Origin of the sequence: Rathayibacter sp. AY1F4, assembly GCF_002931775.1 — a bacterium.
GTDB lineage: Bacteria > Actinomycetota > Actinomycetes > Actinomycetales > Microbacteriaceae > Rathayibacter.
In genome coordinates this window covers 154,463-178,720 of sequence record NZ_PSVE01000006.1, presented here as the reverse complement: position 1 = coordinate 178,720, position 24,258 = coordinate 154,463, and the positions used below count along the sequence as shown (strand labels likewise).

Genomic DNA, 24,258 nt, shown 5'->3' with positions numbered 1-24,258 from the left:
GGAGGAAGCCGCGTCCGACCGGGTCGGGCGGCGGCAGAAGGAGCGTTCGGAGCCGGCCGGGACAGTGATCCGGCCGCTCGATCGCGGGGCGTATCGGCGGTCATCGCGAGGCGGCGGAAGCGGGATCGACGGCGGTTCCGGAGGTCATCGCGACGCTGGCGAGCGTCGGCGGAAGGGGGGCGGAGATGTCGTCGTCATCGACGGTCCTCTCAGGTTCGTCATCGAACCGGTCGGTCGGAGTGGGATGTCGGGCGTGAGGACACGCTGACCACTTCAGGGGCCACAGTAGCGAGTTTTGTTAACGGTAACAATGGCGGAATCCCGCGGAAGTTCCGACGGCCTGCGGTGTGAGCGCTCTCTTCTTGCGAGCGCTGGGATCCGCCGTCCTGCACGGGGATCGGACCGCCCTCGTCCCGTCGAGCACCGCGCGGATCGGCCCTTGACACCGGCCGTCCGACCGGTCGATGGTTGTCCCCGTCGACACCGGGCCGACTCCGGCTCAGCTCCCCAGTGGAGCCCCGGTGCCGATACGCCCCGCGATCGAGCGGCCGGATCACTGTCCCGGCCGGCTCCGAACGCTCCTTCTGCCGCCGCCCGACCCGGTCGGACGCGGCTTCCTCCTGCGACCCCTCACACGCGTCCCCTCGGGGGCGCCGGATGTCTGCGAAAGGCACCCCAATGTCCCGGACAACGACGTCCCACCCCTCCCGTCGCCTGATCGGAGCTCTGATCACGGCCGTCGTCGGAATCACGACGCTCGGCTTCAGCACGCCCGCCTCCGCGGCCACCGCCCCGGTCGGCCTCGGAGCGGCTCAGGAGATCCGCAACCAGCACAGCAGCATGTGCCTCGACGACTACGACTTCATCACTCAACCCGGCGCCGAGGTGCGCCAGTGGAGCTGCAGCGAGTCGAGCAATCAGCGCTGGCAGGTCACCGACCTGGGCACCGGCTACGCCGAGATCAAGAACACGTTCAGCAACCTCTGCCTCGACGACTTCGACTTCGGCACCACGCCCGGTGCGGAAGTGCGCCAGTGGAGCTGCAACGGCAGCACCGCGCAGCAGTGGCGGATCACCTCCGTCGGCGGGGGCTACGCAGAGATCGCCAACCGCCACAGCAACCTCTGCCTCGATGACAAGGACTTCGGCCAGCTCGACGGCTCCCCCGTCCAGCAGTGGACCTGCACCGGCTCCAAGGCGCAGCGCTGGGCCCTGACCGACCCGACCGTGCAGAAGATCACCTACACGCTGAACCGCTCGGCGACCCCGACCGCTGACGAGGCCGACGCCTACACCCGCATCACCGCCGCCATGGACCGCGCCGTGGCCCGCTACAACCGCCTCAACAACATCTCCCGCCACCTGACCGTCTCCTACAGCCCCGGCACGCCGACGGCCGACGCGAACATCTACGGCCAGATGCGCTTCGGCTCGAACCGCACCTACATGGTGGAGGGCACCGCGCTTCACGAGATGTCGCACACCGTGGGCGTGGGCACGTCGTCCGCCTTCACCTCCAACTGCCAGAACAACGGCTGGGTCTCCTCCCAGGCACTGCTGCGCACCTGGGACGGAGCGGGCGCGACCCTCAACTGCTCCGGGGTCCACTTCTACCCCTACGGCCTCAACTACAACACCGAGTTCAGCGAGCTGAACTTCGAGCGCCACACCAAGCTGGTGCAGTCCATGCTCAGTGACGGCATGTAGCCGTCACTCGAGGCACGCCCGAACGAGCACCCCGTCGCCCCTCGCGGGCGGCCGGCGCCGGCGGGGCGGGGAACCAGAGCCCTCCCCCCCGCCGGCGCCGCATGCCCCGATGTCTCCCTCCGGAGGCGCGGGGCAGCGGAGCGCTCGGGAGTCGAGGAGGGCCCCTCGACCGGGTGGTCGCAGCCGACGTGCCGGACGCCGCACCCTGGGGAGGGGGCGTCCGGCACGTCTTCCTCGTGTCCGCGCCGTCCGGTCCGCCGGACCCCCCGGAGGCGCATGACGGGCGGCGTCTGCGGGCGCTAGCGGTTCTGCTCGACGGTGCTCGGCGCGGTCCGGTGCGGCTCCGGCGCCTCCGTGCCGACGGGCTCCGCATCCCCGCCCGCCGCGGCCTCCCGCAGGTACTGCGCCGACATGACGCGGTAGGAGCGGGTGAGCATCGCCGCGCCGGCCGCGATGATCATGACGACTCCGCCGACCAGGAACACCAGCGCGATCCCCCGGCCGATGCCGTAGCCGAGCAGCCCGCCGAACGCCGAGCGCCCGGCCGGCGACTCCATGTACGGGATGAGCGCGAACTCGGCGATCGGGGCGATGAGGAACGACGTGATCGGAGCGGCGGCCGACTCGAACGCCGCCGCGAAGCCGAAGACGCGCCCCTGGGTCTCGAAGGGGACGACCTTCTGGATTACCGTCTGCTCGGCGGCCTCGACCGCCGGGATCAGGGTCATGTAGATCCAGATGCCGCCGGCGTAGAGCCACCACCAGTCGCGGAGGGTGAAGACCGCGCCGATCAGGCCCATCGCCATCACGAGCAGCAGCATCGTCCGGATCGGGTTCCTCCCGAGCCCGAACCTCGCGACGAGCAGACCGCCGATGACGAAGCCGGTCGCCGTCACTCCGAGCACCACGCCCCACAGCTCGACCGGGAACAGCTCGAGGCCGTACGGGTCCATCAGCGCCATGTAGACGCCGCCGATCAGGTTGTTGAACGTCGAGAAGACGATGAGCGCGAACAGCCCGGACGCCGCCCGCACCGCGGTGATGCTGCCGCGCAGATCGATCAGCGGCGCCCTCTCCCCCGTCGGCGCGGGCCGGTCCTCCGGGATGCGCAGGAAGAGGAGGTGCAGGAGCGCGGCGGCGGAGAGGCCGATCGCGATCACCAGCGTCCACCCCATGCCGAGCAGGCCGATGGCGAGCCCGCTGAAGACGCTCGTCACCACGAAGGCGAGGCCCTGGACCGTGCCGACGAGGCCGTTCGCGCGGGCGTGCCCCTCCACCGGGACCAGCAGGGTCACCGTCGTGGACAGGGCGATGTTGCGCATGTTCTCGATGACGGCGCCGAAGAGGATCGTGCCCGAGAACACCCAGAACCAGGGGGCGCGGAAGTCCAGGAGCGCCGCCTCGGGCAGCGCGAGGAAGAGACCGCCCGCGACGCCGAAGGACACCAGCGTGACCGCGCCGGCGAAGACCATGACGCGGAACTTGCGGTGCCGGTCCACGATCGTGCCGAAGGCCATCGCGAAGACCGCGACGAGCAGCATGTAGGCGCCGCCGATGATCCCTGTCGCCAGGACGGAGCGCGTCTCGAGGTACACCCAGAACGTGAGCGCGAACCAGAGGAAGCTCGTCGTCACGTTCGCGACGGCGGTGTTGAGGAGGATCTGGTGGAAGTCGCGGAGCCTCGTCGAGGCGTCGGCGTCGGCTCCGGGGGCGGTCGAGGACACGGCTTCCCTCCGCTCGCGACGGCGCCGTCGGTCCCGCGGCGGGAGTCGAGGGTCGTCGCAGCCACTGTAGGACCGCGCCGTCGGCGAGTCGAGAGGGGCCGGGCGTCCGGCGGGGATGCGCTGCCGCCTCCCGCGCGGACGAGGGCGCCGCCGCCCTCGCGACCCGGATCAGCGGGCCTCGGGGGCGGCGGCGCCGACGGGTCAGACGATGGCGGCGCGGAGGGCCGCGGCGGCCTCGCCGACGTCCGGGGCGCCGTAGATGGCCCCGCCCGCAACGGCCACGAGGGCGCCGGCGCGCTGCACCGACTCGATGGTGGCGGTGCTCACGCCGCCCGCGACCGAGAACGGCACGCCGGAGGACTCGCCGTCGCGCAGCAGGGTCTCGAAGGTGAAGCCCTCCTCCGCCTGCTCGTCCAGACCGGCGTGCATCTCGACGAATTCGGCGCCGAGGGCGACGACCTCGCGGGCGCGGGCGGCCTTGTCGGGCACGCCGATGAGGTCGACGACGACGCCCTTGCCGTGCTTCCTCCCGGCGGCGATCGCGCCGGCGATGGTGCTGTCGCCGGCGACGCCGAGGACCGTCACGAGGTCGGCGCCGGCCGCGAAGGCCATGTCGGCCTCGAGCTCGCCCGCGTCCATCGTCTTGAGGTCGGCGAAGACCGTCTTGTCGGGGTGCGCCTCCTTGATGGCGGTGATGGCGGAGAGGCCGGCGCTCTTGATGAGCGGGGTGCCCAGCTCGAGGATGTCGACGTGCGGGGCGGCGGCAGCGGCGAGCTCGAGGGCGGCGTCGGTGCTGAGGGTGTCCATGGCGAACTGGAGCTTCACGGGGTGCTTCTTCCTGTCGAGGTGGGGAGTCGGGTCATTCGAGGTTCGCGTGGCGCGGCCAGAGCTCGTCGGCGCTGTCGCCGCGGCGCTGCCAGAGCGCGTGGAACAGGGCGTCGCCGGTGAGCACGACGACCTGCTCGAAGAGCCCGCCGGAGTACTGCGCCGAGGCGGCCCCGGAGCGGTCGAGCTTGTCGGCGGCGGGCACGACCACCACGGCGGAGGCGAGCCCGGCCAGCGGGGAGTCGGCGGCGGTCGTGATCGCCGCGACCCGCGCTCCGGCGTCGACGGCGGCCTGCGCGGCGCGGACGATGCCCGCGGTGGTGCCGGAGCCGCTCGCGGTGAGCAGCACGTCGCCGCTGCGGATCGCCGGGGTCGTCACGTCGCCGACCACGTGCACGACGAGTCCGAGGTGCATGAGGCGCATGGCGGTCATCCGCAGAGCGAGGCCGGAGCGGCCGGCGCCGTGGACGAAGACGCGGTCGGCGCCGGCGAGCAGCTCGAGGACGGGCTCGAGGCGGTCGGTCGTCAGCGAGGCGGTCGCGGCGGACACCTCGGCGGCGATCACGGCGAGCGCCTCTGCGGGGTCGGTGGTGCGGTCGTCAGCGGGCATGGATCCACAATGCGCCCGGCGGCCGGATCCGCGCGCCACCTGATCGAGGAGGCCCACCTACCCGATCGGGTGGGCGGTGCCACTCGCGGGTAGGACGGGTAGGTTCGGGGGATGGATCCCGCCGAGTCCCCCGCCTCCCGCACCCTGCTGCAGCAGCACGCCCGCACGGTCGCCGAGCAGGCCGACCGGCACGCGGTGGCGCTGGAGTCGGTGCTCGCCGCCCTGCGCGCCGAGCGCCTCGACGACCGTGCGGCCCGCACCGTCGCGATCGACATCGCCGCGAACGCCCTGGTCGAGCTGCGCACCGCCTCGGACGAGCAGCGCAGCGCGATGCTGGAGCCCGTCGTGGGCGCGTTCGCGCGGCTCCGGAGCGACCTGCGTCCGCTCGTGCGCTTCGGCGACCTCGACGTGCAGTTCGTCGAGCCGCCCGCCACCGGGCGCGCCCTCCCCGGCGAAGTGGCGCACGCGGCCCGCGCGATCGTGCGGAGCGCCGTGCTGGCGTTCGTGGAGTCGGAGCAGACGCGCCGGGTGCGGATCCAGTGGGACTGCGACGGGCTCAACCTGCTCATCGAGATCCGCGACGACGGCCGGGGCGAGCTGACGACCCGCGACGACGCCCTGCGCCCGATCGCCGAGCGCGTGCGCGGGCTCGACGGGGAGCTCTCGGTCGCGTCGACCGCGGGCTGGGGGTCGACCCTGTCGATCCGCCTCCCCCTCGATCCGCCGGCGCAGCCCGACGGGCTCGACCTCGCCGAGCTCAGCGCCCGCGAGCGGGAGGTGCTGAACCTGATCACGCTCGGCGCCTCGAACCAGCGGATCGCGGACGACCTCGGCATCAGCGGCAACACCGTGAAGTTCCACGTGTCGAACCTGCTGCGCAAGGCCGGCGCCCGCACCCGGGCGGAGCTGGCGGCGCTGGCGCGCTGATCGATCCGGGTGCCCCGCCCGGCAGCACGGCCCTGACAGAGACCCCGGATGCACGGACGGGCCGCAGCGGCCGCCGAGGGTCTCCCCCTCCTGCGGCACCGCGGCCCGTCCGGCCGATCAGCGCGCCCCGATCACTCGCTCCGGAGCAGCCCGAAGCGGAACCGGCCGGAGCCGTCGAGCGTGTCGTCGATGCCCGAGATCGTGGAGGAGGCGATGACGGTCTCCGTGCCCTCGAGGAGCGGCACGATGATCGCCTTCTCCGCCGCGAGGCGCTGCGCCTCCTCGATCGCCGCGGTGCGCTCGTCGCCGGGGGCCAGGCTCCGCTCGCGCAGCACGACCTCGTTGTAGGCGTCGTCCTTCACGGCGGCGCCGAGGATGGAGGGGGCCTCGTCGGTGCCGTAGAGCAGGTTCAGGTAGTTGTCCGAGTCCGGGTAGTCCGCGAACCAGCCCTGCTGGTAGAGCGGGTAGGAGGTCGACTTCTCCTTCACGTACTGCGTCCACTCCGTCGACTGCAGGTCGACCGTGAACAGGCCGCTGCGCTCGAGCTGGTTCTTGATGAGTGCGTACTCGTCCGAGGTGCTGGAGCCGTAGTGGTCGGTGTTGTACTGCAGCTTGAGGTCGACGGGACCGGTGATCCCGGCCGCCTGGAGCGCGGCGGCGGCCTCGTCGGCACTGGGACCGCCGCTCCCGTCGCCGAAGGCCTCCTCGTACGCCGGCGTCGATCCGGTCAGAGCGCTGGGGACGATCGAGTAGACCGGCGCGTAGGTGCCCTTGTAGACCTGGTCCGACAGCTCGTCGCGGTCGATCAGGTCGGCGACGGCGGTGCGGACGGCGAGCGCCTTGTCGGCGTCGGCCTCGGAGGTCGCGGAGCCGTAGGGCATCGTCTCGGGGTTGAAGACCAGGAAGCGCATCTCCGCGCCGGGACCGGAGTGCACCGTCAGGCCCTCCTCGCCGCGGAGGTCCTCCGTGTCGGTCGCGTTCAGCGTGCGGTAGGCGACCGCGATCTCACCGCGCTGGATGTCGAGCTTGAGGTTGCTCTCGTCCGCGTAGTAGCGGACGATCACGGACTCGTTGGCGGCGGCGCCGAGGAGGCCGTCGTAGGAGTCGTTGCGGGTGAGCTGCACGAGCGAGTTCAGCTTGTAGCTCGTGATGGAGTACTGCCCGCTGAAGGCGTCGCCGGCGACGATGTCGTCGTCGGTGGTGAGGGAGTCGGCCGAGAGGACGTCCTCGTCGACGATCGCGGCGGCGGGGCTGGTGAGGATCTGGGGCCAGAGGGCGTTGTCCGGGGTGGCCAGTGTGAAGACGACGGTGGAGTCGTCCTCCGCCTCGACCGAGACCATGTCCGAGAGCAGCGACGAGGGGCCGTTCGGAGCGGCGATCGCCACCTGGCGCTCGAAGGTGAAGACCACGTCCGAGGCGGTGAGCGGATTGCCGTTGGCGAAGGCGGCGTCCTCGCGCAGGGCGACGCGGTAGTGGGTGGGGTCGGTGAACTCGGCCGAGGCCGCGAGGTCCGGCACGGGATCCGTCGATCCGGGGGCGGAGGTCAGCAGCCAGGAGAAGACCTGGTTCTGCAGCGTCGCCGAGCCGAGGTCCCAGGAGCCGGCGGGATACAGGGCGGTGACCTTGTCCGTGGTCCCCAGGAGGATCCCGGGGGGCGCCTGGGCGCCGGTGGTGCCCGGCGAGCAGGCGGTGAGGGCGACCGGCGTCGTGCCCTCGCGGATCCTGCTACTCGAGCAGCTTGCCCGCGGTGGCGACCTCGCCGCTGATCAGCGCCTGGATCTCCTGCGGCACCGCGGGGATCTCCTCGCGGGTGATCCCCGTGGAGGGCGACCAGACGAGGTTCACCTGGAGGGCCGGGTCGATGTCCGGGTAGTCGCTGCGGTTGTGGCAGCCGCGGCTCTCCCGGCGCTCGAGGGCGGCCTCGAGGGTGGCCCGCGCGGCCATCGCGGCCGACTTGAGGTCGAAGGCGTGGGCGAGGTCCTGGAAGCCGGCGATGTCCGGGTGCACGCCGATGTCGGCGATGCGCGCCTCGATCGCGTCCAGCTCGGCGAGCCCGGCGAGCAGGCCCTCCTCGTCGCGGACGACTCCGGCGTGCTCGGTCATCGTGTTGCGGATCGCGCGCTGCAGGGCGCGGACGTTCTCGGTGCCGTCGGCCGCGAGCAGGCCGGCGATCTCGTCGCGGGCGACCTGGACGGACGCGGCCGAGCGCGTCTGGGCGGTCAGCGAGGCGGAGTACTCCGCCGCCGCCTGCCCGACGATCCGGCCGAACACCAGCAGCTCGATCAGCGAGTTGCCGCCGAGGCGGTTGGCGCCGTGCAGTCCACTGGAGGCCTCTCCGATCGCGTAGAGCCCGGGGACGTCGGTGCTGTGGTCGTCCGAGCGCACCCAGACCCCGCCCATCGAGTAGTGCGCCGTGGGCGCGATCTCGATCGGGTCCTTCGTGATGTCGAGCATCTGCAGCTCGAGCATCGTCTGGTACACCCGCGGCAGCCGGGTCATGATCGTCTCGCGCGGCAGGTGCGAGACGTCGAGCCAGACCCCGCCGTTGGGCGTGCCGCGACCCTCCTTGATCTCGGTGTAGCAGGCGAGGGCGACGCGGTCGCGGGTCGAGAGCTCGAGGCGCTCGGCGTCGTACTTGCCCATGAAGCGCTCGCCGAGGCCGTTGCGGAGGATGCCGCCCTCGCCGCGCGCGGCCTCGGAGATCAGCGTGCCGGCCGCGTTCTCGGGCTCGATGATGCCCGACGGGTGGAACTGGACGAGCTCGGGGTCGCGCAGGCGCCCGCCGGCCTCGACGGCCAGGCGGAACGAGTCGCCCGTGTTCTCGTCGCGGCGGGAGGAGGTGCGGCGCCAGATGCGGTTGTGCCCGCCCGCGGCGAGGATCACCGCATCCGCGTGGATCAGGTAGCGGGTGCCGTCGACGAGGTCGAAGCCGTAGGCGCCGAACACTGCTCCGTCCTCGTTGACGAGGATGCGCGTGACGTACACGGTGTCCAGGATCGGGATCTCGAGCTGGGCGGCCCGGTTGACGAGCGTGCGCTGGATCTCGAGGCCGGTGTAGTCGCCCGCGAAGGCGGTCCGGCGGTAGGTGTGCGCGCCGAAGAAGCGCTGCGAGATGCGGCCGTCGTCCTCGCGGGCGAACGGCATGCCGTAGCGCTCGAGGTCCTGGATGCCGCGGGCGGCGTTGGAGGTGACGATCTCGACCGTGTGCGGGTTGGCGAGCTGGTAGGACTCGGTGATGGTGTCGGCCGCGTGCTGCTGCCAGCTGTCGTCGGGGTCCATCGTGGCGAGGGCGGCGTTGATGCCGCCGGCGGCGAGGGAGGTGTGCGCGTCCGACTTCGAGCGCTTGCCGAGCGCGAGGACGTCCACGCCCGCCTCGGCGAGCTCGATCGCGGCGCGCAGGCCCGATCCGCCGGTGCCGATGACGAGGACGGAGGTGGAGATCCGACGCTCCGGTGCGGTGGTCTCTGAAGTGGTCATGCCTCCACGCTAGGCACGGCGCTTCGATTACTCCAATGCATAATGCTGGGTACGGCCATGCGCATAGGGTATGCGTGTGGATCTCGAGCAGCTCACCGGATTCGTCGAGGTCGCCCACCTCGGCAGCTTCACCCGCGCCGCCGAGGAGCTGCATCTCGCGCAGCCCTCGCTGAGCCGCCGGATCGCCGCGCTGGAGCAGGACCTCGGCTCCGAGCTCTTCCACCGGGCGCGCTCCGGCAGCACCCTCACACCGGCCGGCGAGCTGCTGCTGCCGCTCGCCCGGCGCATGCTCGCCGACGCCGGATCGGTGCGCCGCGAGCTGGCCGAGCTGGCCGGGCTCGAGCGCGGCCGGGTGCGGTTCGGCGCGACGCCGACGCTCTGCATCAGCCTCGTCGCGGAGGTGCTGCACGCCTTCCACTCCGCGCATCCCGCCGTGGAGCTGCACCTCGCCGAGGACGGGTCGCGGAGCCTCTTCGACCGGCTGGCCCGGGGCGAGCTCGACCTGGCGCTGGTGACGACCTCGACCGCGGCCGCTCCCGGCGCCTTCACGGTGACCCCGCTGCTCGTCGAGGAGCTCGTCGTGGTCTCCTCCGCCGCGGAGCCTCCCCTCGCCGCGACCGGCGCGCTCGATCTGGCGGCGGTCGCCCGACTCCCGCAGATCGTCTTCAACTCCAGCTACGACCTGCGCCGCACGACCGACGCCGCGTTCGCCGCCGCGGGCCTGGAGCCCGATGTAGTGCTGGAGGGCGCCGAGATGGACGCGGTGCTGCGCTTCGCCGAGCGGGGCCTGGGCGTCGCGGTCGTCCCGGCGATGGTGCTGCAGGGGCGCCCGGGGCTGCGCTCGATCCGCCTCGAGGAGCCGACGCTCGAGAAGCCCACGCTGACCCGGACGATCAGCCTCGCGCGCCCGGCGGACCTCGCGCCGACCGCCGCGGCGCGGGTCATGCAGCGCACCATCGCGGCGACCGCCCGCGCCTTCGCCGCCCAGGCCGGCGGCACGATGCGCCTGGCCGACAGCCGCTGACCGAGCGGGGGTCTCGAGGCGCCGCTGCTCGACCAGCAGGACGGCGGACATGCTGATCGAGCAGCCCCGGAGGGCGCATCGAGATCCCCCCGCACGCGCAGGAGCGCCCCCGGCCCCGCGCAGGGCCGGGGGCGCTCCCCGGTGGTTCAGCCGTGCGCTACGAGCACGGGCGCGCCGCGTACGGAGCGCTCACCTCCGTCTCGACGGGGGCGCCGTTCATCGTGGCCGTGGCCTCGACGGTCACCGCACCGGCGGGCAGGTTCGCCTGACGGGTGGTGAAGGCGTGCGACACGGTCTTGCCGGGCGCCACCGAGGTGAACGACTTCGTGCCGGACGTCGACGTGAAGGTCACGCCGACGGGGACGTCGGAGCCGTTGCTCGCCTGGACGGTGACGATCGCCTTGCCCGCGATGCAGCGGGTCGCCGCGCTCGCCGTGATGTCGAGCGCCGGAGCCGCCTCGCCCTCGGTGAAGGCGAAGGTGTCGAGCTCGAACAGGTCGCCGGAGGGTCCGGAGTAGCTGAAGAACACGTCGTGCACTCCGGTCGCTCCGGTCAGCGCGGCGCTGACGTCGGTCCACTCGCCGGTCGTCCCGTTCACCGCGACGGTGCCCGCGACGGGCCCGGTCTCGGAGTCGAGGCGGACGGTGACGGTGCCGCCGGCCTGCAGCGCCTTGGCCTTCGCGGTGAACGTCGCGGCTCCGGTGTCCCCGAAGTCGACGGCCGACAGCGCGGTCCAGTCGCCGTTGTCGAGGTCCTTCAGCACGAGGTTCTGGGTCGCGCCCGCGGCGGGGGTGCCGAGCGGCGCCGTCGCGATGCCCTTGCTCCAGCCGATGGTCTCGGCCGGGAAGGTGCGGTACGGATCGAAGTCCTTCACCTGGTCGACGCCCTTGTAGTCGCCGACCACCTGCTGCACCGTGCCGTCGGCGTTGAACTGCAGCTCCTGGATGTGCGGGCTGCGGTACCCCTGGGTGGTGTCGCCGTTGATCCGCTTGTTGAGCGTCGGCGCGTGGTAGGTGAAGTAGTACTTGCCGCCCAGCTCGAAGACCGACTGGTGGTTGTTGCCGCCGGTGCCGGCTCCGAAGAAGCGGCTCTGGTTCGGGAACATCACGCCGGCGTAGTTCTCCTTGGGCCAGGACATCGGGTCGTCCGAGATCATGTAGCCGATCTCGCCGCCGCCCGGGTAGCCGGGCTCGCGGGTCTGGTTGCCGCCGAAGTCGTTGCCGCCGAAGTGGGACGAGTACGAGAGGTAGTACTTGTCCTGGCGCTTGAACACCTGGGCCGCCTCGAACGCGACGGGCGCGTCCACGACGGCCGAGGTGCCCTGGGTCGAGATCATGTCGTCGCCGAGCTCGATCACGCGGATGTTCTTCGGGTTGTTGAAGCGCTCGGCCGCGGGGAGCGCGGTCGAGGCGGGTCCGCCTCCGAAGAACAGGTAGCCCTGGCCGTCGTCGTCGACGAGCGGTGCCGGGTCGAACTTCCACGCGACCGCCTCGGCGCCCGGGGTGGACGCGTTGATGAGCGTGGAGGTCCGCTGGCTGGTCCACGGGCCCACCGGCGAGTCGCCGGTGATCACGTTGCTGGAGCCGCCGCCGTTGGCGTAGTAGAGGAAGTACTTGTCGACGCCGTTCACGGTCTTCTTCGCCATGCCGGGAGCCCACGAGTTGCCGGTGTAGGGCGCGACTCCGGTGGAGCCGGCGACCTGGATCTCGCCGTGGTCGGTCCAGTTGACGAGGTCGTCCGAGGAGATCACGGTGATCTGGTTGATCTTGCCGTAGTCGATGCCCGCCGAGACGCCCGTGGCGGGGTTCGGAGCGTAGCCCTGGGTGTCGTTCGTCATGTACATGTACACGCGGCCGTTCTCGACGAAGCCGAAGCCGTCGGCGCCGAACTTCCAGCCCATGAGCGGGTTGTGGTCGCCCGGGATCTTGCCCACGACCTCGATGGTGCGCGAGGCGGGCGCGGGCGGCGCCGCTCCGACCAGCGAGACGTCGTCGAGCTTGTAGTCCATGAGGTGCGTCTCGGGCGCGGCCGACGGAGTCGCCGTCCACGGCGTCTCGAAGAAGAGGCGCGCGGTGGCGACGCTCTGCCCGGCGGGGATGGTGAACGATCCGTTGATCGTCGCCCACTGCCCCTTCGTGGCGGTGACGCTCGCGAGGTTCGTGTAGGTGCCTCCGCCGTAGTGCATGGTGGCGAAGAACTGCTTGGTCGCGGGGCTCGCGGCGTTCTCGTACTTGATCTGCGCCTTGACCTGGTAGGTCTGGCCGGCGACGACCTTGCCGCTGAGGTCCTGCATGGCGCCCGCGCCGGTGGTCGTGCGGCCGGTGACGAGCGCTGCGGCGGTGCCGGTGCGCGCGTCCGTGGTCGTCGCGATGGCGCCGGCGTCGGCGGCGTTGCCGTTGTTGACGAACCAGCTGCTGATGCCGCTCTCGAAGCCGCCGTTGACGATGAGCTCCGCCTCAGCGGCGGACGAGGTCTGGGCGGCGAAGGGTGCCACCAGGAGCGCGGTCAGTGCGGCCGTGGCCAGCAGCCTCAGCCGCAACCGCCCCTTCGGAGCGGCTTCTCGTTGTGGTGATCTCACGGATCCTCCTTGATCGTGTCGTGCAGGAGATCGTCGGCGACGGGTGCCGCTGACGCGTTCGGGGGCGGGGGCGGCCGCGCGGGCCGCCCCCGGAGTGCTCAGCCGCAGGTCGCGGCCGGATGGGGCGCTCTCACCGTGGTCGTCACCGGCTCGCCGTCGAGGGTGGCGGTCGCGGTCACGACCACCTCGGCGGCGGGGACCGAGGCCGCCCGCGTGGTGAAGGCGTGGCTCGTCGTGGCGCCGGGTGCGAGCGCGGCGACCGTCTTCGTGCCGGAGGCGCTCTCCATCCGGAGGGCGACGGGCACGTCGTCGGCGTTCGTCGCCCGCACGGTCACGACGACCTTCCCCGCGATGCAGCGGGTCGCGGCGGCGGCGGTCACATCGAGCGACGCCTCCTTCAGCGTCCCGAGGCGGGCCAGCTGGTAGCTGAGCGCGCGCTCCGGGGCGTCGATCTGGTTCTGCGTTCCCGCGGTGCCGACCGCCTGCGCCTTCGCGAGGACCGACTGGAGGTCGGACCAGGCGTCGGCCGGGTAGTCGTCGGAGCGGAGCGTCGCCGCGTGGGCGACGGCCGCGTCGAGCTGCGAGCGGTCGAGCGCCTTCCCCTCCGAGGAGAGGGTGTCGCTCAGGAGGAACTCGTCGACGTCGACGTGGCCGCCGGCGGTCTTCGTCGCGTAGCTGAACAGCCCGAGGCGGTGGCCCATGAAGTGCGTGAGCTGACCGTCGAGGGTCTGCGGGCCGACGCGGCTGCCGAGCTTCGTCCAGCTCGTCCCGTCGAGGCTGTACGAGAAGGTCGTCCAGAGCTGTCCGGCCGGAGCCGAGAGCTCGAGGTCGGCCTTCAGGCGCACCTGCGAGGCGTCGCCGAGGGCGGCGGTGGTGCCGGGGAGGAAGGACTCCACGGCCGCCTGGTCGAACGTGGTCGCGAACGGCTGACTGCGGTTCACGACGCCGACGGTGGTGACGCCGTCCACGCGCTTGACCGCGACGTACGAGAAGCCGCGGTTGTAGGCCGCGAGTCCGGCGACGTCGCCGTCCTTCATCCCGGAGACGTCGAACGCCGCCTCCGCCGACTGCTTCGGAGCCACGATGCGCTGGGAGAGCGTGTTGCGCGCCTCCTCCAGGTACGTCATCTCGGGCGAGCCCGAGAGACGCGTGTGCGCGGCCGTTCCGCTGAGCACCTTCCCGTTGGTGAGGCGGAGCCAGCCCTCGCGCGCGGTCAGCGACCAGTAGCGGTTGTCGGGGGCGTGGTTCCACTGCCAGGGGAGGGCGAGGGTCGAGCCGTTCGGCTCGATCTCGGCGGCCGTCGGGCGCTCGAGGGTGGGGGCGGCGCCGACGAGCGAGACGTCGTCGAGCAGGTACTCGGTGCTCGAGGACGCCGGCTGCGGGTTGCCCCACGGCGTCTCGACGGCGAACTTCACGCTGCCGACGTTCGCGGTCTCGGGCACCGTGTAGGTCCCCGTGATCGTCGTCCACTGCCCCTGCGTGACGGCGGCGGACGCCATCGTCACGGGTCCCGCGCCGAAGTCGGCGCAGAGGTTGAAGCGGACCGACGCGGGGCCGGTCGTGTACTTCACCTTCGCGGACACGGTGTAGGTCACGCCGCGCTGCAGCTTGTTCGCGAGCACCTGGCTCGGGCCGGAGCCGTTGAGCGTGCGGGTGCCCACGCGGAGCGCGGCGGTGCCGGACGCCGGGTCGGTCGTGTCGGCCGACAGCGTCGCGCCGAACTGGCCGGCCCACGGCGCCGTCCCCGACTCCGCTCCCGGGTTCTGGAGCAGCTGCACGCCGAGCAGCGACGCGTCGTAGGCGGGCGCGGGCGGGATCGTCCACGACTCGTCCTGGTAGGCCTTCGCCGGGGCGTCGTTGTCGAAGTCGTCCGAGACGACGATGCTCTTCTGCCGCTCGAACAGCTCCTCCTCGGGGCTGAGGCGGATCGGCTTCGGGAAGCTCCCGCCCACCGGCACCGAGCCGTTCGTCCCGAACGTCGGCCAGCCGTCCTTCCACGTCGCCGGGATGAGCCCGGGGATGCGGCCGGTCGGGAAGCTGTCGCGGAAGAACATGCCGTGCCAGGCGGTCGAGCCGTCCTCCTTCGCGATCGGCACGAGGCTCCCCTGGGCGAACCCGCTGGAGTTCAGCACGCCCTTGCCCTCGTAGGGGTTGCTGCCGTCGGCGGTCGCGTAGCGGCCCAGCAGCTCGGAGGAGCGGAACAGCGCCACCTGGCGGCCCTGGCCCGAGGGCCAGGTGATGATGACGATGTAGTACTGCCCGTCGATGTACTGCACCTGCGCGCCCTCGAACAGGCCGCCGAGGTAGCCGGCTCCCGGGTAGTCCGAGGTGCGGAGGATGTTCGGGTACTCGGCGACGACGGTCGTCAGGTCCTCGCTCAGCTTCACGGCGCTGGTGGATCCGGAGCCGTAGAAGATGTACGGCGTGCCGCCGTCCGCGTCGTCGAAGAAGAGCGACGGGTCGTGGAAGGCGCGGCCGAGGGCCGTGCGGGTCCAGGCTCCGTCCTCGATGTCGTCGGTCGAGTAGAGGTAGGAGCCGCCGAGATTGTTGGTGTTGAAGACCGCGTAGTAGCGGCCGTCGTGGTACCGCAGCGACGAGGCCCACTGGCCGTTGCCGTAGGAGTTCTGCCCGTTGCGGAGCGAGAAGCGGTCGCCGATCTCGAGCCGGTCGAAGACGTAGTTGACGATCTCCCAGTTGACGAGGTCGTAGGACTTCATGATCGGGGCGCCCGGGCTCAGGTGCATCGTGGTGCTGATCATGTAGTAGATGTCGCGGCCCTCGTCGTTCTCGGCCGCGGGCACGCGCTCGACGCTGACGTCGGGCACGTCGGCGTTCAGCAGCGGCACGGAGTAGGTGCCGTCACCGCGGTCCGTCGACGTGTACGAGGCCTTCGGCGACCACGCGCCGGCCGCGGTCGCCGGAGCCGCGCCGGAGGCGAGCAGGCCCGCCGCGAGGAGGGCGCCGATCGCCGTGGAGGTCACTGCGCGCATCGGGGTCATTCGAACAGCGACAGCGTCAGGACGGAGGAGTAGTCGCCGGGGGCGACGTCGGCCTCGGTCTTCAGGGTGAGGCCCGCGGACACGGTCCAGGACCCGTCCGTCGCGGTCTCCTGCGAGTCGAGCGACAGCGCGAGCAGCTCCTGGTCGAACAGGCCCACGGCGTCGGCGCCCTCGTCGAGGATCGTGTCGACCGGGTCGCCCTCGGACACGAGGCCCGACTCGCCGCCGTCCACGAGGACCGGCGTCCAGCCGAGGTGGTCGGAGGAGATGTCCTCCTGGTCCGCGTCGCCGGTGAAGGCGCTCGCCGAGCCGAGGACGTACCAGCCGGCTCCGGCCGGGATCTCGTCGACGGTCCGGGTGTCCGTCACGGTCACGTCGGGCAGCTGCCCCGTGAAGGCGCGCACGGTCGGGGTGGAGCCCTCCTCGGCGAGCGTGGCGGAGGTGCCGTCGATCGACATCGAGAGGGCGCCGGGCTGCTCCAGCTCTTCGATGCTGACGTTCACGTCGACGTCGTCGGAGCCGTACTCGGTGTCGGCGGCCGCGGCCGCGGCGGCGACGCCGGACAGGAGCAGGCAGCCGGCGAGAGCGGCGCCCGAGCGGACGAGCCAGAGGGGTCGGGGGGTGCGTCGCGTGGACATGGTGTTCCTCACTCGATCGGCATCGTCGCCGATCAGGTCGAGCGCCGGACGGCGCGGAGTGGTGGCGCGGCCCGAGGCCGCGAGAGGACGGAGCGCGGCGCAGCCCGAGGGGCGTTCGGCCGCGCCTGGAGCGCAGGACGCGCGGAGAGCGGCGGACGGCTCGTGCGCGGCGGCTTCCACAGCGTGGCCACGCGAGCTCCAGCTCTCGACCCCCTCAGCACTGAGGGGAGAAAGGCTGCCCGACACTCGTCTCTCTCGACTGCTGAGCTTTCCCTCAGCTAGTCTTGCGGGCAATGTTACCGGGAACATTCCCGATTGCAAGGACGTGTTCTCAACCGTCCGGAGCAGCGCAGCGAGGAGATCACCGCGTTCCGCCGCGGCCGGGCGGGGACGGCGGGAGGGGACGAGGATGTCCGCAGGGGCGGCGACGGCGGAGGCCGAGCAGGAGGTCGTGACGACGGAGTGCGCGGAGCGCTCGGGCGTCATCGGCGTGCTCCTGGGCGATTTCGAGCCGTTCGGCACGGAGGTGCTGCAGGGAGTGGCGACGGCGCTGCGGGGGACCCGGTTCGACCTCCTCGCCGGCAGCGGGGCGAGCCGCCGGGGCCGGGCGGGATGGGAGCAGGAGTCCCTGCGGCGCCTCACCGAGGCGCACGTAGCGGGGGCGATCCTGGTGACTCCCTCCGGCGTGATCCCCTCGTCGGACCTGCCGCTCGTCGTCGTGGATCCGCTGACCGCGCAGACCGAGCTGCACTCGGTGGCGACCGACGACTTCGGCGGAGCGCAGCTGGCGACGAGCCACCTGATCGGGCTCGGCCACCGCCGCATCGGCTTCGTCGCGGGCCGCCCCGACCTGGAGTCGTCGCACCGGCGCGGCGCCGGCTACCAGCGGGCGCTCGCGGACGCCGGCCTCCCCTACGACCCCGCGCTCGTACGGGTCGGCTACTACCGGCACGACCCCTCCCTCGTCGCCGCCCACGAGCTGCTGCTGCTGCCCGACCGGCCGACGGCGGTCTTCGCCGCGAACGACGCCTCCGCCATCGCCGTGATCGAGGCGGCCCGGGCGCTGGGCCTCTCGGTGCCGGGGCGGCTGTCGGTCGTGGGCTACGACGACGTGCCCGACGCCTCCCGGGTGGTCCCCGCGCTCACGACGGTGAGGCAGCCGCTGCACCGCGTCGGGCGCGCTGCCGCCCGGGCGCTCCTGACGCTCATCGACGGCGGGAGCGTGGCCGAGCCGCACGTGCGGCTGCGCAACAAGCTCGTGCTCCGCGGGTCGACGGCGCCTCCCGCCGAGGGCCCGCCGTCCGGCTGACTCCTCCCCCTCCCCCAGCCGACGGGAATACGCTCGGCGCATGAACCAGCAGCGCACTCCGGTCACGGTCACGGTCACGGGAGCGGGAGGCGCCATCGGCTACGCGCTCCTGTTCCGCATCGCCTCGGGTCAGCTCCTCGGGCCGGACGTCCCCGTCCGCCTGAACCTGCTCGAGATCCCCTCCGGCCTCCGCGCGGCCGCGGGCACGGCGCTCGAGCTGCAGGACGGCGCCTTCCCCCTCCTCCGCGGGATCGAGGCGACGGACGACCCGGCCGCCGCGTTCGACGGCGCGAGCGTCGCCCTCCTCGTGGGCGCCCGGCCGCGCAGCGCGGGCATGGAGCGCGCCGATCTGCTCGCCGCGAACGCGGGCATCTTCGGACCTCAGGGCGACGCGCTGAACGCGCACGCCGCCTCCGACATCCGCGTGCTGGTCGTCGGCAACCCGGCCAACACCAACGCCTGGATCGCGCGGCGCAGCGCCCCGGACATCCCCGCCGGCCGCTTCACCGCGATGACGCGCCTCGACCACAACCGGGCGCTCGCGCAGCTCGCCGCGAAGCTCGACGCCCCCGTCGACGCGATCGAGGGCGTCGCGATCTGGGGCAACCACTCCGCCTCGCAGTACCCCGACGCGACGCACGCCACCGTCGGCGGACGGCCGGTGCCCGAGCTGGTCGACGCCGAGTGGCTGCACACGGAGTTCGAGCCGCGGGTCGCCAAGCGCGGCGCCGAGATCATCGAGGTCCGTGGAGCCTCCTCGGCCGCGTCCGCCGCCTCCGCCGCGATCGACCACGTGCGCGACTGGGTCGACGGCACGTCGTGGACCTCGGCCGCCGTCGAGTCGGACGGCTCCTACGGGGTGGAGGAGGGGCTGATCTCCTCGTTCCCGGTCCGCTCCGTCGACGGCGAGTGGCGGATCGTCGAGGGGCTCGAGATCGACGCGCACTCCCGCGCGCGGATCGACGAGTCCGTGCTCGAGCTGCGCGCCGAGCGCGACCAGGCGCTGGCGTTCCTCGCGTCCTGACGCGCCCCTGCCCGTCCTGTCTCCGCGGGATGCCACTCCGGTACGCCTCGCGCGGCGTGTCGCGTACCGGAGCGGCGTCTCGCGGAGGGGTCAGCGGCGCTTCTCCGGAGTGGGGAGGGTGCCGGAGGCGCGGGCGGCCTCGTACCAGGCGTGCGCCTCCTCCTGGCGCTCCGCCTCGGCGCCGGTCGCGATCGCCGCGCGCACGTGCTCGGGCCCGTAGCCGAACGACGCGACCAGGTCGGCGGCGTGCGGGCGGATGCGCGCGAGCAGGCGGTCGATGTAGGACGTCACCGCGATCGCTCGCTGCGACGACAGGCGCCCGTGGATGAGGTACCAGTCGAGGTGCTTCTCGATCAGACTCAGGCCGAACAGGTCGCGGAGCCAGGTGAGGACGGTGCGCGTGCCCGCGTCCTCGACGCCGGCGAGCGCCTCCGTGAACGCCTCCCACCGCAGCAGCTCGGTGTGCGCGCGCGCCGCCTCGATGAGCTCGCTCTGGTGCGCGTTGAACAGGCGTGCCGCCTCGTCGGAGGGCAGCTTCGACGCCGGGCGCAGCCGTGAGGCGATCCCCGCGACCATGCTCTCGACGCGGCCGGTGAGCAGCTCGCGCTGGTCCTCCCGCAGCTGGCCGACCGAGCGGGCCGTCGATCCGCGATCGGCGACGACCTGGGCCAGACGGCGCAGACCCGAGTTGTCGACGGTCGCCCCCGCGACCTGCGAGGCGGCGTAGCGCGCCAGCTCCGCGGGCTGGGCGCCCTTGAAGCGGCGTCCGACGTCGGTCAGCAGGCGCTTGGCGACCAGCTGGAGGAGCACGGTGTTGTCGCCCTCGAAGGTCGCGTAGACGTCGAGGTCGGCGCGCAGCTGCGTGAGCCGGTTCTCGGCGAGGAAGCCCGCGCCTCCGCAGGCCTCGCGCGCCTCCTGCAGCGTGTCGAGAGCGTGCCAGGTCGAGAGCGCCTTCAGCCCCGCGGCGAGGGTCTCGAGGTCCTGCCGCGACTGCTCGGTGTCGTTCGCGCCGGAGAAGACCTCGTCGAACGCCTTCAGCAGCTTCTCGTGCGCGAAGGCGGCGGCGTAGGTGGTGGCCAGGCGCGGCAGGAGGCGGCGCTGGTGCCGCTGGTAGTCGAGCAGCACCTCCTCCCGCTCGCCGCCGCCCGTGAACTGGCGGCGCTGATCGCCGTAGGTGACGGCGACCGTCAGCGCGATCTTCGCCGCGGCGACCGAGGCTCCGTCGAGCGAGACGCGGCCCTGCACGAGCGTGCCGAGCATGGTGAAGAATCGGCGGCCCGGGCTCGCGATCGGCGAGGAGTAGGTGCCGTCGGCGGCGACGTCGCCGTAGCGGTTCAGCAGGTTCTCGCGCGGGACGCGGACGCCGTCGAAGTGGAGGCGGCCGTTGTCGATCCCGTTCAGACCGCCCTTGAGGCCGTCGTCCTCCCCGCCGACGCCCGGCAGGAACGCGCCCTGCTCGTCGCGGATCGGGACGAAGAAGGCGTGGACGCCGTGGTTCACGCCCCGGGTGACCAGCTGCGCGAAGACGACCGCCGCGCGCCCGTCCACCGCCGCGTTGCCGAGGTAGTCCTTCCAGGCCGCGCGGAACGGCGTCCGCAGCACGAACTCGCCGTCCTCGTAGGTGGCGGTCGTGGCGATCGACGCGACGTCGGAGCCGTGCCCGGTCTCGGTCATCGCGAAGGCGCCCGGGATCTCGAGGCTCATGATCCCCGGCAGCCACTTCTCGTGGTGCGGGCGGGTGCCCAGGTGCAGGACCGCGGCGCCGAAGAGCCCCCACTGCACGCCGGACTTGATCTGCAGGGAGGGGTCGGCGGTGACCAGTTCCTCGAAGCCGGCGATGTTGCCGCCGTGATCGGCCTCGCCACCGAGGTCGACCGGGAAGGCGCGGTGCACGCCGCCCTCGGCCGCGAGCACGCGCATCTGCTCCGAGACGCGGAGGCGGTGCTCCTTCATCGGGAGGCCGTCGGTGCGGTGCAGCTCGGGGCGGGCGGTCAGGGCGCGGCTGGCGAGGCGCTGCTCGCGCCAGGCGCCGAGCAGGGTCTCGCCGAGGGCGGCGACGTCGACGGCGGGGGCGCCGTCCTCGTCCAGGCGCGCGTCGACCTCGGAGCCGAGGGAGTCCACCGGCGGCGTGGGCGCGATGGAGCCCGAGCGGGAGCGCCGGGCCCGCGTGCGCCCGGTGGCCGCCCGGTCGGCGGCGTCGGCGGCGGAGCGGGGGTGGGGAGCGGTGCTGACCATGGTGTTCGTGTCCCTTCGACCGTCTGCGGTTCGGGCCGCTCCCGGTGCGTCGTGCGCCGACGGGCGCGGCAGCGGAGGCGGTCCTCGCACGGTAGGTCGCGCGGCGGCGCGGCGGAAACGTTCCGTCGCCCGGGCACAAACGGCGCCGGGCGGAGGCGGAAGCGCGTTGTCGGAACCGACCAGGCGGAGGCGGGGCGCCTCGTCTGTGCGCTGGACGGGCTGTCCCTGCCGACGGGAGCGGAGGAGGGGACGGCCCGTCCGTGTGCTGAACGGGCTGTCCCTGCGGACCCCAGCGGAGGAGGGGCGCCTCATCGGAGGACGCGTCGCTAGTCTCTCGGCATGAGCGAGCCGCCGCTGCCTCCCCCTCCGCCCGCCCGACAGCCGGCGGCCGGGCCGCCCGTGGTCGGCTCGCCCGCGTCTCTCGGGACTCCGGGTGCGCCGCCCGTGGACGTCGCGGCAGCGCCTCCCGGGCCTCCGGCCGCGCCGGGATCCGGGGTGCCGCATCGGCGCCCGGTCCGCGTCTGGGACCTGGTGCTGACGATCGTGCTGATCCTCGTGGCCTCCGCGGTGACGCTGCTGCTGTCGTTCTTCGGGCTGTTCTTCGCGATGGCCAGCGACTCGTGCGGCGGATCGAACGCCTGCGACATCGGCCTGATCGAGGGCGGGATGGTCCTCGCCGCAGGAGGAGTGTGGGTCCCGTTCGTCGCGGCGCTGGTCGTCTCGATCGTGCTGCTGGTGCGGCGGCGCATCGCGTTCTGGGTGCCGGTGGCGGGTCTCGCGGTGTCGTTCTGCTGCACGCTGCTCGGCGGGTGGATGGCGTCGACGGGCGCAAACGGCTGAGGGCGCTCGTCGGTGCGTCGGGCCGAGGACGCTCGCGTCGGTGACGAGATGGGCACGATCGTCGACGCGGAGCCCGGAACACGATCGCCCGCGCCGGCGCCCGCCTCCGTCGGGCGGTGAACCGCGCGCCTCAGCGACGGATCAGTAGCTGTCCCAGCCGGGCTCCCAGTCGGGCTCGTCCGGCGGCACCCAGTCGTCCTCCGGCGGCTGCGCGGCGGACACCGGCGGACCGGACGACTCGCGGCCGAACGAGGGCTTCGCCCCTTGCGAGCGGGACGACCCGCCACGGGCGGCCGGCGCGCGGCGGGGAGCGGGAGCCTCCTCGCCGGGTTCCGGGACGGCGATCTCGGGGCTCTCCCCCGCGACGACGGCGAGCACGGCCTCGCCGTAGGTGAGCAGCTTCTTCTGGCCGACGCCGCCGATGATGCTGAGCGCGTCCATCGTCGCCGGCTCGGCGGTCGCGATCTCGCGGAGGGTCGCGTCGTTGAAGACGATGTAGGCCGGCACCGCCTGCGCGCGGGCCTGCGCGGCGCGCCACTCCCGGAGCCGCTCGAACAGCGGCTGAGCCTCGCCCGACAGCTCGGCGACGGTGGACCGCCCGGAGCGGGAGGATCCGCTGGAGCGGGCCGGCTTCTCCGGCTCCTGCCGCAGCTCGACCTTCCGCTCGCCGCTGAGGACGGAGCCGGACGCGGGCGTGAGCACGAGCGTGCCGAAGCCGTCGTCGTTCACGCCGAGCAGGCCCTGCGCGAGGAGCTGGCGGGCGACTCCGCGCCACTGGGTGTCGCTGAGCTCGGCGCCGATGCCCCAGGTGGCCAGGCCGTCGTGCTGGTGCTGGGTGGTGCGCGGCGTGGTCTTGCCGCGGAGGACGTCGATGATGTGACCGGCGCCGAACTGCTGGTTGCGCTCTCGCTTGAGGCGGACGACCGTCGACAGGAACTTCTGCGCCGCGACGGTGCCGTCCCAGGAGGCGGGCGGCTCGAGGCAGGTGTCGCAGTTGCCGCAGGCGGTGCTCTCCTGGCCGAAGTAGGCGAGCAGGTTCACCCGTCGGCACTGGACCGTCTCGGAGAGCGCGAGCATCGCGTCCAGGTGCGCGGACATCCGCCGACGGTGCGCCAGGTCTCCCGGCGACTCGTCGATCATCCGGCGCTGCTGCACCACGTCCTGCAGGCCGTAGGCGAGCCAGGCGGTGGACGGCAGTCCGTCGCGGCCGGCGCGACCCGTCTCCTGGTAGTAGCCCTCGACCGACTTGGGCAGGTCGATGTGCGCGACGAACCGCACGTCCGGCTTGTCGATCCCCATGCCGAAGGCGATGGTCGCGCAGACGATGACCCCCTCCTCGCGGAGGAACCGCGACTGGGCGGCGGCGCGCACCCGCGCGTCGAGGCCCGCGTGGTACGCGACGGCGTCGAAGCCCGCCGAGCGCAGCGCCTCGGCCGTCGCCTCGACGCTCTTGCGGGAGAGGGCGTAGACGATGCCCGCGTCGTGCGCGTGCTCGCGCCGCAGGAAGTCGATCAGCTGCTTGCGCGGCTCGACCTTGTTGACGATCCGGTACTGGATGTTCGGGCGGTCGAAGCTCGAGACGAAGTGGCGGGCGGCGCCGAGGTGCAGGCGCGAGGTGATCTCGCGGTGCGTCGCCTCGGTGGCGGTCGCGGTGAGGGCGATGCGCGGGACGTCGGGCCAGCGCTCGGCGAGCTCGCCCAGCGCGAGGTAGTCGGGGCGGAAGTCGTGGCCCCACTGGCTGACGCAGTGGGCCTCGTCGATCGCGAAGAGGGCGATCCGGCCGCGGGCGAGGAACTGCTTCATGCCCTCGTTGCCCAAGCGCTCCGGGGCGACGTAGAGCAGGTCGAGCTCGCCGTCGAGGTAGGCGCGCTCGACGCGGCTGCGCTCGCCCGCGTCCTGGGTGGAGTTGAGGAACTCGGCGCGGACGCCGTTCGCGCGGAGGGCGTCGACCTGGTCCTGCATCAGCGCGATGAGCGGGGACACGACCACGCCGGTGCCGGGGCGCACGATGGCGGGGATCTGGTAGCAGAGCGACTTGCCGCCGCCGGTGGGCATGAGGACGACGGCGTCACCGCCTCCGATGACCTGCTCGACGATGGCCTGCTGCTCGCCGCGGAAGGAGCCGTAGCCGAAGACCTTCTCGAGGATCGCCTGCGCCTCGGAGGATCCGGAGCCCGCAGCGCCGCTCGCCGCGTCGCTCCGGACGCCGCCGCGGGACTCCGCCGAGGGGTCGGCGAGCGGCGGGGCGGGGAGGGCTGTCGCGGTGGGCTCTGTCACCCGGGGAACTCTACCCGCCGCCTCCGACGCCGCCCCGGGGGTCCGGGGAACTGTGGAGAAGGGC

16 protein-coding genes are annotated in these 24,258 nt (G+C 72.6%); 6 read left to right on the top strand and 10 right to left on the bottom strand.

Going from position 1 to position 24,258, the window contains the following annotated elements; genetic code table 11:
- Positions 1-678 precede the first annotated feature (678 nt).
- A complete protein-coding gene (locus C5C59_RS05665) occupies positions 679-1,707 on the top strand; it encodes an RICIN domain-containing protein (RefSeq protein ID WP_181134835.1) in 1,029 nt (342 codons plus the stop codon).
- A gap of 299 nt (positions 1,708-2,006) precedes the next feature.
- Here the strand turns inward: C5C59_RS05665 and C5C59_RS05660 are convergent, their stop codons facing one another.
- The 3 genes from C5C59_RS05660 to hxlB form a co-directional block, all read right to left on the bottom strand.
- The gene (locus C5C59_RS05660; RefSeq protein ID WP_104239651.1) at positions 2,007-3,431 is read right to left on the bottom strand and encodes an MFS transporter; all 1,425 of its coding nucleotides are present in this window, start codon (positions 3,429-3,431) and stop codon (positions 2,007-2,009) included.
- Positions 3,432-3,632: 201 nt separating this feature from the next.
- Positions 3,633-4,256 carry a 3-hexulose-6-phosphate synthase gene (gene hxlA / locus C5C59_RS05655; protein WP_104224387.1) on the bottom strand — a complete coding sequence of 208 codons (624 nt, stop codon included), beginning with the start codon at positions 4,254-4,256 and terminating at the stop codon, positions 3,633-3,635.
- A gap of 34 nt (positions 4,257-4,290) precedes the next feature.
- On the bottom strand, positions 4,291-4,866 hold the full coding sequence (gene hxlB / locus C5C59_RS05650) for a 6-phospho-3-hexuloisomerase (RefSeq protein ID WP_104239652.1): 576 nt from the start codon (positions 4,864-4,866) through the stop codon (positions 4,291-4,293).
- A gap of 111 nt (positions 4,867-4,977) precedes the next feature.
- On the opposite strand from hxlB, the gene C5C59_RS05645 reads away from it, so the two are divergent.
- A complete protein-coding gene (locus C5C59_RS05645; protein WP_104239653.1) occupies positions 4,978-5,793 on the top strand; it encodes a response regulator transcription factor family protein in 816 nt (271 codons plus the stop codon).
- A 131-nt stretch (positions 5,794-5,924) separates the two neighbouring features.
- Here the strand turns inward: C5C59_RS05645 and C5C59_RS05640 are convergent, their stop codons facing one another.
- Both C5C59_RS05640 and C5C59_RS05635 read right to left on the bottom strand, forming a co-directional pair.
- Positions 5,925-7,310, bottom strand: a complete 1,386-nt coding sequence (locus C5C59_RS05640) for an ABC transporter substrate-binding protein (RefSeq protein WP_104238850.1) — start codon at positions 7,308-7,310, stop codon at positions 5,925-5,927.
- A gap of 208 nt (positions 7,311-7,518) precedes the next feature.
- A complete protein-coding gene (locus tag C5C59_RS05635; protein ID WP_104238849.1) occupies positions 7,519-9,270 on the bottom strand; it encodes an L-aspartate oxidase in 1,752 nt (583 codons plus the stop codon).
- Between the two features lie 70 nt (positions 9,271-9,340).
- On the opposite strand from C5C59_RS05635, the gene C5C59_RS05630 reads away from it, so the two are divergent.
- Complete coding sequence (locus tag C5C59_RS05630; RefSeq protein ID WP_104238848.1) at positions 9,341-10,294, top strand: LysR family transcriptional regulator; 954 nt, start codon at positions 9,341-9,343, stop codon at positions 10,292-10,294.
- A 157-nt stretch (positions 10,295-10,451) separates the two neighbouring features.
- Here the strand turns inward: C5C59_RS05630 and C5C59_RS05625 are convergent, their stop codons facing one another.
- The 3 genes from C5C59_RS05625 to C5C59_RS05615 all read right to left on the bottom strand — a co-directional run bounded on the left by C5C59_RS05625 (position 10,452) and on the right by C5C59_RS05615 (position 16,509).
- Positions 10,452-12,872, bottom strand: a complete 2,421-nt coding sequence (locus tag C5C59_RS05625) for a family 43 glycosylhydrolase (RefSeq protein WP_219812464.1) — start codon at positions 12,870-12,872, stop codon at positions 10,452-10,454.
- A 98-nt stretch (positions 12,873-12,970) separates the two neighbouring features.
- Entirely contained in the window at positions 12,971-15,862 is a 2,892-nt protein-coding gene (locus C5C59_RS05620; protein ID WP_258062606.1) for a family 43 glycosylhydrolase, read from the bottom strand.
- A gap of 5 nt (positions 15,863-15,867) precedes the next feature.
- Positions 15,868-16,509, bottom strand: coding sequence for a hypothetical protein (locus C5C59_RS05615; RefSeq protein ID WP_104233676.1), 642 nt, complete (start codon positions 16,507-16,509; stop codon positions 15,868-15,870).
- 409 nt (positions 16,510-16,918) lie between these two features.
- On the opposite strand from C5C59_RS05615, the gene C5C59_RS05610 reads away from it, so the two are divergent.
- Together C5C59_RS05610 and C5C59_RS05605 are read left to right on the top strand one after the other, a co-directional pair.
- A complete protein-coding gene (locus C5C59_RS05610) occupies positions 16,919-17,818 on the top strand; it encodes a substrate-binding domain-containing protein (protein WP_181133517.1) in 900 nt (299 codons plus the stop codon).
- A gap of 40 nt (positions 17,819-17,858) precedes the next feature.
- On the top strand, positions 17,859-18,842 hold the full coding sequence (locus C5C59_RS05605) for a malate dehydrogenase (RefSeq protein ID WP_104238844.1): 984 nt from the start codon (positions 17,859-17,861) through the stop codon (positions 18,840-18,842).
- 90 nt (positions 18,843-18,932) lie between these two features.
- On the opposite strand, the gene C5C59_RS05600 is transcribed toward C5C59_RS05605, so the two are convergent.
- Positions 18,933-21,077 (bottom strand): acyl-CoA dehydrogenase, encoded by a 2,145-nt coding sequence (locus C5C59_RS05600; protein WP_104238843.1) that lies wholly within the window; start codon positions 21,075-21,077, stop codon positions 18,933-18,935.
- A 339-nt stretch (positions 21,078-21,416) separates the two neighbouring features.
- Between C5C59_RS05600 and C5C59_RS05595 the strand changes: the two genes are divergently transcribed.
- The gene (locus C5C59_RS05595; RefSeq protein ID WP_219812463.1) at positions 21,417-21,917 is read left to right on the top strand and encodes a DUF6264 family protein; all 501 of its coding nucleotides are present in this window, start codon (positions 21,417-21,419) and stop codon (positions 21,915-21,917) included.
- Positions 21,918-22,058: 141 nt separating this feature from the next.
- On the opposite strand, the gene recQ is transcribed toward C5C59_RS05595, so the two are convergent.
- Positions 22,059-24,194 (bottom strand): DNA helicase RecQ, encoded by a 2,136-nt coding sequence (recQ, locus tag C5C59_RS05590; protein WP_181134834.1) that lies wholly within the window; start codon positions 24,192-24,194, stop codon positions 22,059-22,061.
- Between the last annotated feature and the right edge of the window lie 64 nt (positions 24,195-24,258).